Consider the following 15,138-nt stretch of genomic DNA (forward strand, 5'->3'; position numbering starts at 1 on the left):
GGGCCTGGATCGGCGCGTGTACCGCACGGTCAGCCACGCACGGCGGCCATCGTCCGTTCCGGCTCCACCGGGGCGGCGTGGACCTGGCGTTCGGCTTCGATGGTCGACTCGGCCGAGGTCTCCCGCATGAAGTAGTACGTGAGCAGCGAGATCCCGATACATCCGGCGACGTAGAAGAAGTACAGCGACTCGAGGTCCGCCTTCTTCAGCGCCAACGCGATCATCTCGGCGGTGCCACCGAAGATGGCGACGGTGAGCGCGTACGGCAGGCCTACGCCGAGCGCGCGGATCTTGGTCGGGAACAGTTCGGCCTTCACGATCGAGTTGATCGAGGTGTAGCCGGTGACGATCACCAACGCGAGCATCATCAGGCCGAAGGCGGCCAGCGGGTTGGCGGTGTGGGCGAGGGTGGTCATGATCGGCACCGTCAGCAGGGTGCCCGCGACGCCGAAGAAGATGAGCAGTTTGCGGCGACCGATGCGGTCGGACAGTCCGCCCGCGATCGGCTGCAGCACCACGAAGACCAGCAGTGCGACGAAGTTGATCCAGGCGACGGTGTCCTTGGAGATGCCCGAGGTGTTGATCATGAACTTCTGCATGTAGGTCGTGTAGGTGTAGAACGCCACGGTGCCACCCATGGTCAGGCCCACGACCAGCAGGCATTCGCGCGGGTATTGCAGCAGCACGCGCAGCGAACCGCGCGAGCTGCTCGGGGCCGCGGCGGCGGTTTTCGTCGCGGCCTCGAACGACTCGGATTCGTCCATGCCGCGGCGCAGCAGCATCACCACGATGGCGCCGCCCGCGCCGATCAGGAACGGAATGCGCCAGCCCCAGCTGTACATCTGCTCGGCGGAGAGCACCTGCTGCAGCACGATCTGCACACCGAGCGCGGTGAGCTGGCCGGCGACCAGGGTCACGTACTGGAAGCTGGAGTAGAAGCCGCGCCGCCCCGGTGAGGCCACCTCCGACAGATACGTGGCGCTGGTGGCGTATTCGCCGCCGACGGAGAGTCCTTGCAGCAGCCGCGCCAGCAGCAACAGCACGGGCGCCGCGATGCCGATGGTCGAGAAGCCGGGAGTCACCGCGATCATCAGCGAACCGGCGGCCATCACGGTGACCGACAGGGTGAGCGCGGCGCGACGACCGAACCGGTCGGCGTAGCGGCCGAGCGCCCACCCACCGATCGGGCGCATGATGAACCCGACCGCGAAAACCGCCGCCGTCGAGAGCAATTGGGCCGTCGGGTCGCCGTCGGGGAAGAACGCCTTCGCGAAGTACACGCTGAACGCGGCGTAGACGTACCAGTCGTACCACTCGACGAGATTGCCGATCGACCCGCGCAACACATTCGCGACGACCCGCTTCTCACCACCGACCTGTGTCGTTGTCACCTTGGACCTCCTCTTTCGGCGCGGCAGTGCGCCGTCGCAGACCACTGTGTCGGCTGTCACAGCCCCCACGGAAGCCGCAACGGAGGTTCCTAACATTCCCTTAGGACGATGCCCGCCCGGGTCTGGTCCGGACAGCACGAAACGCCCCGGACCGAAGGGTTCGAGGCGTTTCGCGGGGCGTCAGGTGTCAGTGGCGGAAGGCGTCCTTGGCCTTCTCGCCCGCGTCCTTGATGTTGGCCTTGGTCTGATCGGTCTTGCCCTCGTGCTCCAGGTAGCGGTCGTCGGTCGACTTGCCCGCCGCTTCCTTGGCCTTGCCGATGAGCTCTTCGGCCTTGTGCTTCGCCTTGTCCGCGAGACTCACAGTTCGTTCCTTCCAGACAGATCGCTCGGTCAGCGTCGGTGACCGTGGGCCGTCCGTTGGACCCGCTGAGCGCATACCCCGGATTCGGAAAGGCAATCAGGCGCAACCATTTTCACTGGTGAGGCCGGTCACTCCGTGATCGCGGGTACCTGTTCGCCGGGATGCGGCGGGGGCGGTGGGGTGCCGTCCCCGAAGGGGCGGCCGCCCAGTTCCTCGCGGTGGTGCGGGGTGAGCCAGTTAGACAGGTCCGGGCCCTTCGGGACGATGCCGGTGGGATTGATGTCGCGGTGCACCACGTAGTAGTGCTCCTTGATCTGGCCGAAGTCGATGGTGTCACCGAAGCCGGGTGTCTGGAACAGGTCGCGGGCGTAGGCCCACAGCACCGGCATCTCGCTGAGCTTGGTGCGGTTGCACTTGAAGTGGCCGTGATAGACCGGATCGAAGCGGGCCAGGGTGGTGAACAACCGCACGTCGGCTTCGGTGATGGTGTCGCCGACGAGATAGCGCTGGGTGCGCAACCGCTCACTCACCCGGTCGAGCGCGGCGAAAAGCCGGTCGTAAGCCGCGTCGTAGGCGTCCTGCGCCCCGGCGAAACCGCAGCGGTACACGCCGTTGTTGATCTCGGTGAACACTTCCCGGTTGATCGCGTCGATCTCGTCGCGCAGCGGTTCGGGATACAGCTGCGGCGCGCCCGGCCGGTGATAGGCGCTCCACTCGGTGGAGAAATCGAGGGTGATCTGGGCGTAGTCGTTGGTGACCACCTGCCCGGTCGCGATCTCGACCATCGCGGGCACGGTGATCCCACGCGGATAGTCCGGGAACCGGGCCAGGTAGGCGTCACGCAGGCGATGGATACCGAGCACCGGGTCGACGCCGCCTGGATCGAGGTCGAAGGTCCAGCTGAGTTTGTCGTGGGTGGGCCCGCACAGGCCGAGTGACAGCACCGGCTCGAGCCCCAGCAGGCGACGCACGATCAGCGTGCGGTTGGCCCACGGGCAGGCGCGGGCCGCGACCAAGCGGTAGCGGCCGGGTTCGACGGGGTAGCCGTCGCGGCCGTCGGTGGTGATGCGTGTGGTGATGTAGTTGGTGTCGCGGCGGAACTCGCCCTTCTCGACGTAGCTGCCCGCACCGGCGTCGGCATCGCTCATCGGGTCAGTGTCGCATATCGGACGGGCGAAACCGGTCACCTGCGGGCGGTGGTGGCTACCCTGGAAATCGAACCTGTTGTGGCGCAGTGACGCTCGCCGGCTTGTGTGGGAAAGGGGTCGGGGACATGATGTCCTAGCGAAAATCATTGTCAACAAACGTGGCTCGGATGGGGGCAGTGTGGAACCGGACCTGGTCTTGACGCCGCGAATCGGTGGGTCGCTTCGCGCGATACTCGACACTCCCGGCAGGCTCGCCGAGCTGGTGGCCGCGCTCGGATCGCCACTGAACGTGGTTGTGCCACAACAACTGGAGGAGAACGCGGCGAGTTACCGCGCCGTGTACGGCGCGCACCGGCTGAGCGGGAACATCTTCTTCGCGCACAAGGCGAACCGGTCGAGCGCGATCGTCCGCGCGCTGGCGGCGGGGGAGTGCGGAATCGACGTGGCCTCGCTCGGGGAGCTGCGGCACGCGCTCGAGTGCGGATTCACCGGTGACCGCATCATGGCGACCGGTCCCAAGGACCGGGAATTCCTGTGGCTCGCCGCACGGGTCGGTGCGGTCGTCAACGCCGACTCCCGCGAGGAACTCGCCGAGCTCGCCCGGCTGGTCACCGGTTCGGGATTGCCGCGAACGCGGGTGATGATCCGGCTGTCGGCGTTCGACTCGCCGGGGGTGACCATTGCCAGCAGACGCAGCCGTTTCGGCCTGCACATCCGCGAACTGCCCTCGGCCCTCGACCTTCTCGACGGGCACCGCGCCGCCCTCGACCTGCGTGGCATGGCCTACCACCTCGACACCACCGGCCTCGACGAGAAGGCCCTGGCCCTGGAAGGGTGCCTGCTGGCGATGCGGGAAGCCCAGATCAGGGGATTCACCCCCACCGCGATCGATATCGGCGGCGGTTTCGGCGTGAGCTATCTGCGTGACCGTGCCGAATGGCACCGCTACACCACCGAACTCGGCAACGCGGTGCTCGGCACACGCCCACCCATGACCTGGCACAGCCACGGTTACGGCCTGCGCGCACAGGCGGGTACGCTGCGCGGCACCCTCGGCCTCTATCCCGCCCATCGCGAACTCGCCGGTGCGGACTACCTGGACGAACTGCTGCGCCGCGAATCGCCCTCGCTGGGCCGGACATTGGCCACCCTGCTGCTGGAAAACCTTTACGACCTGCACATCGAACCCGGTCGCTCGCTGACCGACCAATGCGGCCTCACCCTGGCCCTGGTCTCGGAGGTGCGCACCACCGAGGAGGGCGAAATTCTGGTCCGGGTGGCCGCGAATTCCCGTGACATCAGCGCCGAACACCATGCGGTGCTGATGGATCCGGTGCTGCTGCCCGAACGTTCCGGCGAGCCGGTCGGTGTGTACCTCACGGGCAATCTCTGTCTCGAAGACGACTTCATCACCCGCCGCAAAGTCACCCTGGCGCGCACTCCGGTGCCGGGGGATCTGCTCGCGTTCGTGAACACCGCGGGCTACTTCATGGATTTCGCGGCCGATTCCGCGCTGATGCAACCGGTCGCCCGCACGATCGCGGTCCGCCCCGGCGAGGGCGGGTGGACGTGGTGCCTGGATGAACAGTATTGGCCCGTGGAAGGGAACCGCGCATGAAGTACGACAGCATTCTCGACGTCATCGGGGACACACCGCTGGTCCGGATCGATCCGGCCGTACACGGGCTCACCAATATCGACCTCTACGCGAAGATGGAGATGCTCAACCCGTTCGGTTCGGTGAAGGACCGCCCGGCCTGGAACATGGTGCGCGACGGCCTGTCCCGAGCCGTGGAACAGGGTGACGCGGTGGTCGAGTTGTCCAGCGGCAACACCGCCAAGGCGCTGGCGGTGATCGCGGCGATGCACGGACTGCCGTTCAAGAGCGTCACCAACCGCATGAAGGTGCCCGAGATCAAAGAGCTGCTGCTGTTGCTCGGCGCCCGCATCGAGGAGCTGCCGGGCCAGACCGAATGCCTCGACCCGACCGACACCGAAGACCCGCTCAGCCGCATGTACCGGATGCTGTCCGAGGACGGCGGCGGCTACCTGCACACCGATCAGTACTTCAACACCCGCAACCTCGACGCGCACCGCACCGGGACCGCACCGGAGATCATCAAGGACCTCGACGGCGCGGGCCCCGACATCTTCGTCGCCTGTATCGGCACCGCCGGATCCTCGACGGGGGTGGCCGGTGTGCTGCGCGAACACAATCCGGCGGTTTCGGTGATCGGGTTGGTCGCCGACAAGTCCGATTTCATCCCCGGCATCCGCAATATCGACGAGATCAACGAAGTCGGCCTGTTCGACCCGGACAACTACGACACCATCGACGCGGTGACCTCGCAGGAGGCGATCGAGGGCATGCTCACTCTCAACCGCCGCTGCGGGATCCTCGGCGGGCCGACGGCGGGTGCCGCCTACTTCGGGGCGCTGCGTCATCTGCGGGCCGTCGACGCGGAGCTCACCGAGCGGCGCACCGCCGTGTTCATCGTGTGCGATCGGGTGGAGAGCTATCTCAGCTATGTGCGCAAGCGCAGGCCCGATCTGCTCGAGCAACCGGTGCGCCCGAATTCGGTGAGCACGGTGACCGACGCCGAGATCGCCGCCGTGGCAACCGTCGACGTGGACCAGGCGCGTGAGTGGATCGCCCGGGACCGGCCGGTGGTCGTCGACCTGCGCGGTGCCTTCGCCTACGGCGCGGTCCACATCGAGGGCTCGATCAATATCGTCGACGAACTGTTCGACGAACTCGTCCACGGCGGGCTGCCGTTCGGTGCGGGCACCCCGGTGCTGCTCGTGTGCCCGGTCGGTGAGAAGTCCGCGCGCTACGCGGCCCTGCTCACCCGGATGGGGCACCGGGACGCGCGGAGTCTGCGCGGCGGTGTCGTGGCCTGGCGCGACGCCGGCGCACCACTGGTCAGGGACTGAGCCATGACCGACGACGTTCTCGACCGGTTGGCCGACTGGCAGGCCGGACTACGCGCCCAGTTCCCGATTCTCACGCGCAATCCCGACGTGGCCTATCTCGACAGCGCGGCCACGACCCAGAAACCGACCGCGGTGCTCGACGCGGTCACCGATTTCCTCACCACCGGCAATGCCAATGTCGGGCGCGGCTCCTATCCGTGGGCGACCGCGACGACCAGCCGCATCGAGCGTGCCCGCGATCGGGTACGAATCGCCCTGGGCGACACCACGACCGGTTCCTCGGTGGAGTTCGTCGGCGGCACGAGTCACGGATTGCGGGCGGTGGCGCAGGACTGGTTGGCCGATCAGCTCCTCGACGGCGACGAGATCATCGTCCCGTTCGGTGACCACGAAGCCAATCTGCGTCCCTGGCGCGACATGCGAGACGACTTGGCGCGCGGTGGTATTCGCGTACGCATCGTCGCGGTGCCGGTCGACCCCGCCTCGGGTGACTACGACCATCGGGCCCTGCCGTCGGTGGTCACCGACCGCACCCGCTTCGTCGCTGTCACCCACGTGCATCACGTCTTCGGTGTCGACATGAACGTGCACCGGGTGCGTCAGGCGGTGGGACCCGATGTGCCGATCTGTCTCGACGCCGCGCAGAGCGTCGGGCACCGGCCGGTGTCGGTCGCCGACCTCGATGTGGATTTCGTGGTGTTCTCCGGGCACAAGATGCTGGCACTGCCCGGCATAGGGGCGGTGTGGGCGCGCAATCGGCGTGGCCCGCGCTTCGCCCTACGCGGGTGGGAGGGGACACCGAACACGGCGGGCATCGTCAGCATGGCCGCCGCCTTCGACTGGCTCGATGCCGCCGGAACGGCCGAGATCGGCGCGTGGACAAGCGCTTTGACCCTGCGACTCACCGACGGCTTGGCCCGACTGCCGGGAGTGCAGGTGCTCGGCTGTCAGGACAGTCTCACCGCCGAATCGACCGTGCAGCGGCGCGAGGCACTGGTGACCTTCCGGCATCGCGCGGTGCGCTCCGACGACCTGGGCTTCGTGCTCGCCGACGAGGGGATCATGGTGCGCGCCGACGGGCACTGCCAGGCGGGCCGTGATTCCGACGACCACGCCGTGCGGGTGAGTGTGCACGTCTACAACACCCCCGGCGAGATCGACCGGGTGCTCGAGGTGGTGCGTCGGTGCGAGGGAATGAGCAGCTGAGCGATCTGGTCAGGCGGGGGTGCGGCCTCGGAATGCGGTGCGCGCGCTGAGGAGGGTGAGGTCGTCGCGGGTGCCCAGCCAGTGTTCGTCGTGCGGGTCGAGGAGTCGCTGCCAGACCGCTGTGTCGGTGTCGTCGAGGTACGGTGCCGCCCGGCGCACCCGAGCGGCGAATTCGTCGAGCACGACCCGGCGGACTTCGGTGGGTAGGGGAGCGGGCAGGTCGACCAACGCCGTCGAGGCGGTGACGTCGAGGAGACCGGCGTCGGCGAGGATCGTGGTCCAGGCGCGGCGCGGTCGCACCGCTGCCGGGCGGTCGAAGAACCAGCGCGTGAACTGCTGGTCGTGCGCCTCGTCGAGCCGAATCTCCAGGCCCGGCCTGCCGATTCCGACGTCCCACGGCAGGCAGCGGGTGGGCAGACCGCCTTCGGCGATGCCGAGGACGCCGCCGGGTCGCAGCAGCCGGGTGAGGGACCGGACGGCCGCGTCCCAGTCGTGCGCGTGGTGCACACACCAGGACGACCAGACCACGTCGGCCGGTTCGGGTAGTGGTGGTGCGCCGTCCTCGAGGTCGTGCAGGACCGCGCGGACCCGGTCGCTGACTCCGGCCGCACGCGCGGCCTCGATGGTCAGCTCGAGCATCGCCGGATCGAGGTCCACCGCGTACACACGCCCTGCCTCACCGACAGCTCGTGCCAACGCGACGGTCGACGTTCCGGCCCCCGGCCCCACATCGACGACAATCTGGCCCGGCGCGACCGCCAACGGCTCGAGCAACGCCAGCGTCGCGTCGAGGAATACGGCCTCGGCCGCGGCCGGTTCCCCGGTCGAGGTCCCGGTCCCCGCACGCCCCCCGCGGCGCTCATGAATGATCGTCATAGCGCACATGCTACTGAACATCATTTTCAACTCGAATGGGGACACGCCGATCGCGGATCCGCGGTGGCGGCAATCGGTGCGTGGCTATGAATCAACAACCCCTGCAACAGCTTCCACCGAGAAGCTGTCGGTACCCCGGCCTACTGTGCTCGGTATGGAGCTCCTGCCCGACACCCGCTTGACCGACCTGTTCGCGCGGCTGCGCGCCGCTGATTTCCGTGACTGCACGCGCACCGACATCGAACGCGCCTGTCGCGCGATGGGCGGCACACTCGCGAGCGACGGCTCGGTCGACATTCCCGACATGCCCGCAGGTACCCATACTTTCGGCGACGACGATCCCTACGACGAGAACAAGCCGTGCCGACTGTTCTCCGTTCCCGTCGCGAAGGTCGAGCCCGAACAGTTCCGCACCTACCTCGATCGCGCGGTGGCGGCGTGGGGTGAGCCCACCTGGTACAGCGGCCTCTCGGAGGATCTCGACGTCGGCTGGATCGACGGGCCGACGCTGTACACCCTCGAACTGGCGACCGACGGCGACCTCGAGCTGGGTATCCGCTCGCTCGAGGTCGACGGGAACCGCCGATGGTGGAACTGGAAAACGCAATACCACTACCCGGAATTCCTCGACGAGGACGACTGGGTTCCCGCCGACGAGCACGATCTGGAGTACACCAGCGCCGACGACTACGAGGTCGACTACACGTGGTCCGCGGGTTCGCCCGGTCGCGGGGCCGAAGTGTGGAGCGTGTACACCCTCGCGCACCTGCGTGGCCTGCTCACCGACCTCGTGACCAGCCTCCATCTCGCGATGCGCGCCCTCGGCCCGGGCCCGCAACCCCTGGTGCTCGACTTCTACGACCTCGAGCACTCCCCGGACCGTCAGGTGCGATTCACGCTGTCTTCCAACGAGATCCGCGTGTCCGCTGCGGTCACCGATGCCACGCGCCACCACCTGGCCGCCCTCGGCTTCACCGATCGCCCCGATGGCACCGCGCTGCGCTGCTGGTCCGACGTGTCAACCGATGCCCGCGCCGCCGCGACCGTCACCACGGTCCTGTTGCACCGGCTCGGCCTCGGCACCGAGTACCTCACCATGCACGAATCCGGCGACCCACTGTCGATTCCGGGCTTCTCGGTCGACCTGGATGTGGGCTTGGTCGATCCCGACGAGGACGAGGACGACGACGAAGCGGACGACGACTCCTAGGCCGCCACGGTTTCGTTCGTGCGTGTCACAGGAGGCGGCGCACTGCCTCGCGCACTTCACCGGTCTGATGAAGCGCAAGTACGGCCTGGTCGCTCGCATCGGGCTGGCGGGCAGCGCGGTGGCTCCGAGCGCATGGCGGGCATCCGGATCCGGCTCGAGCGATGATCGGTGTGGATTTCGCGTGTCGTCGGCCGTGACGAGGAGTTCTAGACTCGACTCCATGTCTGCCGACACCGACCCCACGGACTCCTTCGACGCGGTGATCTCAGCCGCGGACGCGCCCGTCTGGATCGTCACCACCAGCGCGCACGGCCATCGCGCGGGCTGCCTCGTCGGATTCGCCACGCAGGTGAGTATCGAGCCGCGCCGGTTCCTCGTCGGCTTGTCCAAGAGCAACCACACCTACGAAACAGCCAACACGGCAACACATCTCGCCGTGCATCTGATCGCGGCCCGGCATTTCGAGGTGGCCGGGCTGTTCGCCACCACGACCGGGGACGACACCGACAAGTTCGCCAGATGTGACTGGCACACCGGCCCACACGGGCTGCCGATCCTCACCAGCGCGGCCGGCTGGTTCGCGGGGGAGATCCTCGAGCGCATCGACCTCGGCGACCATCTCGGCGTGCTCCTCGCGCCCGTCGCGGCCGAAGCGCCGTCGAGCGACCACGCGATCCTGCATCTGAGCGCGGTCGCCGAATTGAAGCCGGGTCACCCCGCCTGAACACGACGACGGCCCGGAATCGTGGTGGGTTCCGGGCCGTCGGCGGGGATCAGCGCAGGTCGAACCGGTCGTTGTCGACCACCTTGACCCAGGCGTCGACGAAGTCCCGCACGAACTTCTCGCCCGCGTCGCTCTGGGCGTACACCTCCGAGACCGCGCGCAGGACCGAGTGCGAGCCGAACACGAGGTCGTTGGCCGTGGCCGTCCAGCGCTTGGCGCCGGTCTTGCGATCGAAGCCCTCGTAGACGTTCTCCCCCGACTCGGCCGGCTTCCACTCGGTGTTCTGGTCGAGCAGATTCACGAAGAAGTCGGTGGACAGCACCCCCGGGCGATCGGTGAACACACCGTGCGAGCTGCCACCGTGGTTGGCGCCGAGCGCACGCAAGCCGCCGACCAGCACGGTCATCTGCGGTGCGGTCACATCGAGCATGTACGCGCGGTCGAGCAGCAGACGCTCGAGCGGCGCCTTCTCACCCGGACGCACGTAGTTGCGGAAACCGTCGGCGCGCGGCTCGAGCACGGCGAACGACTCGACGTCGGTGGACTCCTGGGTGGCGTCGGTGCGTCCCGGGTGGAACGGCACCGTCACCGTGTGACCGGCGTCCTGGGCGGCCTTCTCGACCGCCGCGGAACCCGCGAGGACGATCAGGTCGGCCAGCGAGATCTTCTTGCCACCGGTAGCCGAGGCGTTGAAGTCCTGCTGGATGCGCTCGAGCACCTCGAGCACCTTGGCCAGCTCGGCCGGCTCGTTGATCTCCCAGTCACGCTGCGGTTCCAGCCGGATGCGGGCACCGTTGGCGCCGCCGCGCTTGTCGGTGCTGCGGAAGCTGGCCGCAGACGCCCACGCCGTCTTGACCAGCTGGGCGACGGTGAGACCGGAGTCGAGCACGGTGCGCTTGAGCGCCGCGACATCGTTGTCGTCGACCAGTTCGTGGTCGACGGCCGGGACCGGGTCCTGCCACAGCTGCGGCTCGGCCACCCACGGGCCGAGGTAGCGGCTCAGCGGACCCATGTCGCGGTGCAGCAGCTTGTACCAGGCCTTGGCGAAGGCCTCGGCCAGCTCCTCGGGATGATCGAGCCAGCGCCGGGTGATCTCACCGTAGATCGGGTCCTCGCGCAGGGCCAGGTCGGTGGTGAGCATCGTCGGCGTGCGGGCCGGACCGCCGAACGGATCGGGGATGAGTCCTTCGCCCGCACCGTCTTTCGGCTTCCACTGCCACGCGCCCGCGGGGCTCTTGGTGAGTTCCCATTCGAAGCCGTACAGGTTCTTCAGGAAGCCGTTGCTCCACTGGGTGGGTGTCGCGGTCCAGACGACCTCGAGTCCACTGGTGATGGCGTCCTTGCCCTTGCCGGTGCCGAAGGAACTCTTCCAGCCGAGACCCTGCTGCTCGAGCGGGGCGGCCTCGGGCTCGGGTCCGACCAGGCTCGCGTCACCCGCGCCGTGGGTCTTGCCGAAGCTGTGCCCGCCGACGATCAGCGCCGCGGTCTCCTCGTCGTTCATCGCCATTCGGCCGAAGGTCTCGCGGATGTCGCGGGCCGCCGCTACCGGGTCGGGCCTGCCGTTGGGGCCTTCCGGATTCACATAGATCAGGCCCATCTGCACCGCACCGAGCGGTCCCGAGAGCTCGCGGTCACCGCTGTAGCGCTCGTCGCCGAGCCAGGTGTCTTCCGGGCCCCAGAACATCTCTTCGGGCTCCCAGATGTCGGGGCGGCCGAAGCCGAAGCCGAAGGTCTTGAAGCCCATCGACTCCAGCGCGACATTGCCCGTGAAGACCAGGAGGTCGGCCCAGGAGATCTTGTTGCCGTACTTCTGCTTCACCGGCCACAGCAGCCTGCGCGCCTTGTCGAGATTGGCGTTGTCGGGCCAGCTGTTGAGCGGGGCGAAGCGCTGCGCGCCCTGCCCGCCGCCGCCGCGGCCGTCGGCGATCCGGTAGGTACCGGCCGCATGCCAGCTCATCCGGATGAACAGGCCGCCGTAGTTGCCGTAGTCGGCGGGCCACCAGTCCTGGGAATCGGTGAGGACCGCGGCGATGTCGGCCTTGAGCGCTTCGACGTCGAGCTTGGCGAATTCCTTGGCGTAGTCGAAGTCCTCGCCGAGCGGGTTGGACTTGGACGAGTGCGCGTGCAGGACCGAGACGTCGATCTGCTCGGGCCACCAGTCCTGATTGGTCAGCGGGCGATGCGCCTTGGGCTCGGGCGAGGGGATCGCGGGGTTCTCGCTCTCGCTGGTGCTCGAGGTCTCGGTGTCAGGAGTGGGTGGGCGGCTATCGGAGGTCACGATATTCCTTCCTGGACGGGTGGTGCGGACTACTCGTTAGGGGTGGACGGTGCGTGCGCGCAGTCGGGGCACAGGCCCCAGTAGATGACCTCGGCTTCATCGATGGCGAAGCCGTGGTCGTCGGCCGCGGTGAGACAGGGTGCTTCGCCGACCTGGCAGTCGACGTCGAAGATCGCGCCGCAGTCCCGGCAGATGAGGTGGTGATGGTTGTCGCCGACGCGCGACTCGTATCGGGCGACCAGGCCGCGTGGCTGGATGCAGCGCAGCAGTCCGGCGCCGGTCAGGGTGCGCAGCGAGTCGTAGACCGCCTGGTGGGACACCCCGGGCAGGCGCGAGCGGACCGCCCGGATCACCGAATCGGTATCGGCATGCGGATGTTCGTGCACAGCGCCCAGCACCGCGACACGCGGAGCTGTGACGCGCAGTGAAACTCCCCGCAGCATCTGCTGGAATTCCTGGTCCGTCGGCACGCCACGAAGTCTTCCCCGTTTTCTTGAATCAGTCAAGTATTTGTTCCGGGTCAGGTTCGTGAGAACACCGCGACGAGGAAGTCGGAGTCGTCGCGGAAGGGTCGAAGGTCCCAGGTGGACAGCAGGAGATCGGTTGTGAGACCGGCTTTTTCGGTGTCGTCGAGGAAGTCGGCGAACTCGTAACCGCGCTCGGCGCCGAAGCCGGTGATCAGGCGGCCCGCGGGTGCGAGATGGCGGGCGAAGCCCTCGAGCACCGCGATCCGGGTGGACGGTGCGAGGAAGGTGAGCACATTGCCCGCGCAGACGATGGCGTCGAAATCGCGGGTGGGCAGATCCAGCTCGGCGAGGTCGCCGACGAGCCAGGTGGGGCCGGGGTGATCGGCGCGCGCGGCGTCGATGAGCACCGGGTCCACATCGACACCGACCACGGTGTGCCCCGCGTCGTGCAGGTAGCCGCCGATCCGGCCGGGTCCGCAGCCCGCGTCGAGCACGCGCGCCCCACGTCCGAGCATGGCGTCGACCAGCCGCGCCTCACCGACGATGTCGGTGCCCTCGGCCGCGAGGGTGCGGAATCGTTGCACGTACCTCGCCGAATGCGACGGGTCGGCGGCGACGATCTCCTCCCACTGACTGGGCGTGCGGTCCTTCGATGCGCTCATGATCGACTCCTCCTGCGGCCGACCCTAGCGCGATTCACGGACTAGGCGCGGAGATCTCCGGGAAATGGCCGGCTGGTGAGGCTGTGATAGAGCACGCTGAGGTCGAGGGCGTCACCGGCGGCGGTTTTGGGCTCGGCGGCTCGATCGACCTGGCGGTGCAACGCTTCCATCTTCTCGTCGAGCTGGGTGGCCGCCTCGGCTGCCTGGGCGAGGTCGCTGCGCAGGTTCGGCGGCACCTCACCCCGGTATTTGTAATAGATCTTGTGCTCGAGGCTGGCCCAGAAATCCATGGCGATGGTCCGGATCTGGATCTCCACCGGGACCCGCTGGGTGTGCCCGGCGCGAAATACCGGGATCGACACGATCAGGTGCAGGCTCTGGTACCCGTTGGGCTTGCGGTGGGTGATGTAGTCGCGCTCCTCGAGCACGGTGATGTCGGCCTGGCTGACCAGCAGGTCCCGGATGGTGGCGATATCGGAGATGAAACTGCACACCACCCGCACACCGGCGATGTCGAGCACGTTCTCGCGGATGGCGGCCAGGTTCATCGCGTAGTTCTTGCGCCGCACCTTCTCGAGCACGCTCTCGGGCGACTTCAGCCGCGAGCCGACGTGCTCGATGGGGTTGTAGGCGTGGGTGTTGTTGAAGTCCTCGCGCAGGATGTTGATCTTGGTGGTGACCTCGTCGATCGCGAACTTGTACCCGAGCATGAAGTCGACGAACTGGTCGCGCAGCGCGCGCACGTCGTCGACATCGACCAGTTGCCCGTTGGATGCCGAGCCGGTGTCGGATTGCCAAGGTTTCACCCCGACCATTGTGCCCGTTACGTCGCCGAGGGCACCGCGGGGACGTCACAGCCCCGGTTCGTCCTCGTCGAGCCGATGGTGGTTGAGCTGGGCGAATCCCCACGCTGCCACGGCGGTGAAGCAGGCGATGTAGAGCATGTAGGCGGTGAGGACGAGCACGATGCCGTAGTCGTGCATCCAGCGCCCGAGGGGGAATACCGCGAGTGCGCCGAGGCCGAGCATCACCACCGAGGTACCGAGGGCGGGCAGCGCGAGAGGGGCGAGGTCGGTGCGTGTGGGTTCCGGCGCGGGAGTGGGTTCCGGGGGAGCGATCTCGGGGCAGCGGTCGGGTTGTGCGTCGGTGATCATCGAGAATTCCTCGCGTTCGGGCTCGAAATATCAACGGGGGCAGCGGGAGTGGGGCGTGTCGGCGGTGACGCGCGAGGATCGCCACCCGCCGATGGGGCGGTGACCCGTCATGTATTCGGTCCTGCGGACGGATGGGATGGGACCGATCTGCGTGTCGCAATTTTTCAGCTAAATCGTGTCACCGAGCATGGAAGTAGTGGTCTCGCGGCATGGCGTGAGCTCCGGCGCTCGTGTGCACCTCCGCGCCAGCTACGTTTTGGCACACCGGTACCGTTTGCGGCGCGGTCGGCGGGGTAGGGCCACGGCATGACCGAACCAGACGACACCTACGACCCGCCCCAGGACACCGGCGCGCCCGACTCGGTCGAAACCGATCCGGCCGCGCTCAACAGCAGTGAGGACCTCGACGAGGACCGCCTGCGCGAAGACCCGCTGGAAGCGGGTATGGACCCGCCCGAGCACTGGACCGGCGTCACGAAATACGGGATGACCCCGGCCGAAGAGGCCACCCCGCGTGGGCTGGACGAACGCCTGGCCGAGGAGGAACCCGATGTGGTTCCCGGTTCCGCGCCACAGGCGGCCGGGTCGTCCTCGGTCGAACTCGATCAGGACGGCAACGAGGTCGCTCCGCGGGTCGGCTACGAAGAGGACCTCGGCATCGCCGCCGATGTGGCCGGTGGTTCCGTGCCCGACGAGATCCGCAGACCGGAGCCGCCGGAGTGATTCG

15 protein-coding genes are annotated in these 15,138 nt (G+C 67.7%); 6 read left to right on the forward strand and 9 right to left on the reverse strand.

Going from position 1 to position 15,138, the window contains the following annotated elements:
* Positions 1-29: 29 nt before the first annotated feature.
* The 3 genes from ACSVDM_RS23905 to ACSVDM_RS23915 all read right to left on the reverse strand — a co-directional run bounded on the left by ACSVDM_RS23905 (position 30) and on the right by ACSVDM_RS23915 (position 2,900).
* Positions 30-1,391: an MFS transporter gene (locus tag ACSVDM_RS23905; RefSeq protein WP_439268023.1), complete on the reverse strand. Its 1,362-nt coding sequence runs from the start codon at positions 1,389-1,391 to the stop codon at positions 30-32.
* A 187-nt stretch (positions 1,392-1,578) separates the two neighbouring features.
* Positions 1,579-1,752 (reverse strand): CsbD family protein, encoded by a 174-nt coding sequence (locus tag ACSVDM_RS23910; protein ID WP_067639236.1) that lies wholly within the window; start codon positions 1,750-1,752, stop codon positions 1,579-1,581.
* A gap of 128 nt (positions 1,753-1,880) precedes the next feature.
* Positions 1,881-2,900, reverse strand: a complete 1,020-nt coding sequence (locus ACSVDM_RS23915; RefSeq protein ID WP_439268026.1) for a glutathione S-transferase family protein — start codon at positions 2,898-2,900, stop codon at positions 1,881-1,883.
* Positions 2,901-3,078: 178 nt separating this feature from the next.
* Between ACSVDM_RS23915 and ACSVDM_RS23920 the strand changes: the two genes are divergently transcribed.
* From ACSVDM_RS23920 to ACSVDM_RS23930, 3 genes are read left to right on the forward strand one after another with little or no spacing between them, the layout of a single operon-like run.
* A complete protein-coding gene (locus ACSVDM_RS23920) occupies positions 3,079-4,518 on the forward strand; it encodes a Y4yA family PLP-dependent enzyme (protein WP_439268028.1) in 1,440 nt (479 codons plus the stop codon).
* A complete protein-coding gene (locus ACSVDM_RS23925) occupies positions 4,515-5,834 on the forward strand; it encodes a pyridoxal-phosphate dependent enzyme (RefSeq protein ID WP_439268030.1) in 1,320 nt (439 codons plus the stop codon). Before ACSVDM_RS23920 ends, ACSVDM_RS23925 begins: the two co-directional genes overlap by 4 nt.
* Positions 5,835-5,837: 3 nt before the next feature.
* Positions 5,838-7,040: an aminotransferase class V-fold PLP-dependent enzyme gene (locus ACSVDM_RS23930; RefSeq protein ID WP_439268032.1), complete on the forward strand. Its 1,203-nt coding sequence runs from the start codon at positions 5,838-5,840 to the stop codon at positions 7,038-7,040.
* A gap of 9 nt (positions 7,041-7,049) precedes the next feature.
* Here the strand turns inward: ACSVDM_RS23930 and ACSVDM_RS23935 are convergent, their stop codons facing one another.
* Positions 7,050-7,916: a class I SAM-dependent methyltransferase gene (locus tag ACSVDM_RS23935; RefSeq protein ID WP_439268034.1), complete on the reverse strand. Its 867-nt coding sequence runs from the start codon at positions 7,914-7,916 to the stop codon at positions 7,050-7,052.
* A 154-nt stretch (positions 7,917-8,070) separates the two neighbouring features.
* Between ACSVDM_RS23935 and ACSVDM_RS23940 the strand changes: the two genes are divergently transcribed.
* Both ACSVDM_RS23940 and ACSVDM_RS23945 read left to right on the forward strand, forming a co-directional pair.
* Positions 8,071-9,126 carry a hypothetical protein gene (locus ACSVDM_RS23940; RefSeq protein WP_439268036.1) on the forward strand — a complete coding sequence of 352 codons (1,056 nt, stop codon included), beginning with the start codon at positions 8,071-8,073 and terminating at the stop codon, positions 9,124-9,126.
* A 220-nt stretch (positions 9,127-9,346) separates the two neighbouring features.
* Positions 9,347-9,850: a flavin reductase family protein gene (locus ACSVDM_RS23945; RefSeq protein WP_439268038.1), complete on the forward strand. Its 504-nt coding sequence runs from the start codon at positions 9,347-9,349 to the stop codon at positions 9,848-9,850.
* 49 nt (positions 9,851-9,899) lie between these two features.
* Here ACSVDM_RS23945 and katG read toward each other — a convergent pair whose 3' ends face one another.
* The 5 genes from katG to ACSVDM_RS23970 all read right to left on the reverse strand — a co-directional run bounded on the left by katG (position 9,900) and on the right by ACSVDM_RS23970 (position 14,411).
* A complete protein-coding gene (katG, locus tag ACSVDM_RS23950) occupies positions 9,900-12,128 on the reverse strand; it encodes a catalase/peroxidase HPI (RefSeq protein ID WP_439268040.1) in 2,229 nt (742 codons plus the stop codon).
* 29 nt (positions 12,129-12,157) lie between these two features.
* Positions 12,158-12,571, reverse strand: coding sequence for a Fur family transcriptional regulator (locus tag ACSVDM_RS23955; protein ID WP_174552199.1), 414 nt, complete (start codon positions 12,569-12,571; stop codon positions 12,158-12,160).
* 77 nt (positions 12,572-12,648) lie between these two features.
* Entirely contained in the window at positions 12,649-13,257 is a 609-nt protein-coding gene (locus ACSVDM_RS23960) for a class I SAM-dependent methyltransferase (protein WP_356983358.1), read from the reverse strand.
* A gap of 41 nt (positions 13,258-13,298) precedes the next feature.
* Positions 13,299-14,072, reverse strand: a complete 774-nt coding sequence (locus ACSVDM_RS23965; RefSeq protein WP_067639214.1) for a GTP pyrophosphokinase — start codon at positions 14,070-14,072, stop codon at positions 13,299-13,301.
* A 36-nt stretch (positions 14,073-14,108) separates the two neighbouring features.
* Entirely contained in the window at positions 14,109-14,411 is a 303-nt protein-coding gene (locus ACSVDM_RS23970) for a hypothetical protein (RefSeq protein ID WP_439268043.1), read from the reverse strand.
* 306 nt (positions 14,412-14,717) lie between these two features.
* On the opposite strand from ACSVDM_RS23970, the gene ACSVDM_RS23975 reads away from it, so the two are divergent.
* Positions 14,718-15,134: a hypothetical protein gene (locus ACSVDM_RS23975; RefSeq protein ID WP_067639211.1), complete on the forward strand. Its 417-nt coding sequence runs from the start codon at positions 14,718-14,720 to the stop codon at positions 15,132-15,134.
* Positions 15,135-15,138: the final 4 nt, after the last annotated feature.

Source organism: Nocardia sp. JW2, from assembly GCF_051843015.1.
GTDB classification, from domain to species: domain Bacteria; phylum Actinomycetota; class Actinomycetes; order Mycobacteriales; family Mycobacteriaceae; genus Nocardia; species Nocardia coubleae.

Excerpts from the sequence above, each read along its gene's own strand:
- ACSVDM_RS23945 (WP_439268038.1), top strand. The coding sequence starts at position 9,347 with ATGTCTGCCGACACCGACCCCACGGACTCCTTCGACGCGGTGATCTCA.
- ACSVDM_RS23930 (WP_439268032.1), top strand. The coding sequence starts at position 5,838 with ATGACCGACGACGTTCTCGACCGGTTGGCCGACTGGCAGGCCGGACTA.
- ACSVDM_RS23925 (WP_439268030.1), top strand. The coding sequence starts at position 4,515 with ATGAAGTACGACAGCATTCTCGACGTCATCGGGGACACACCGCTGGTC.
- ACSVDM_RS23960 (WP_356983358.1), bottom strand. The coding sequence starts at position 13,257 with ATGAGCGCATCGAAGGACCGCACGCCCAGTCAGTGGGAGGAGATCGTC.
- ACSVDM_RS23940 (WP_439268036.1), top strand. The coding sequence starts at position 8,071 with ATGGAGCTCCTGCCCGACACCCGCTTGACCGACCTGTTCGCGCGGCTG.
- ACSVDM_RS23975 (WP_067639211.1), top strand. The coding sequence starts at position 14,718 with ATGACCGAACCAGACGACACCTACGACCCGCCCCAGGACACCGGCGCG.
- ACSVDM_RS23935 (WP_439268034.1), bottom strand. The coding sequence starts at position 7,916 with ATGACGATCATTCATGAGCGCCGCGGGGGGCGTGCGGGGACCGGGACC.
- ACSVDM_RS23970 (WP_439268043.1), bottom strand. The coding sequence starts at position 14,411 with ATGATCACCGACGCACAACCCGACCGCTGCCCCGAGATCGCTCCCCCG.
- ACSVDM_RS23955 (WP_174552199.1), bottom strand. The coding sequence starts at position 12,571 with ATGCTGCGGGGAGTTTCACTGCGCGTCACAGCTCCGCGTGTCGCGGTG.
- ACSVDM_RS23915 (WP_439268026.1), bottom strand. The coding sequence starts at position 2,900 with ATGAGCGATGCCGACGCCGGTGCGGGCAGCTACGTCGAGAAGGGCGAG.
- ACSVDM_RS23965 (WP_067639214.1), bottom strand. The coding sequence starts at position 14,072 with ATGGTCGGGGTGAAACCTTGGCAATCCGACACCGGCTCGGCATCCAAC.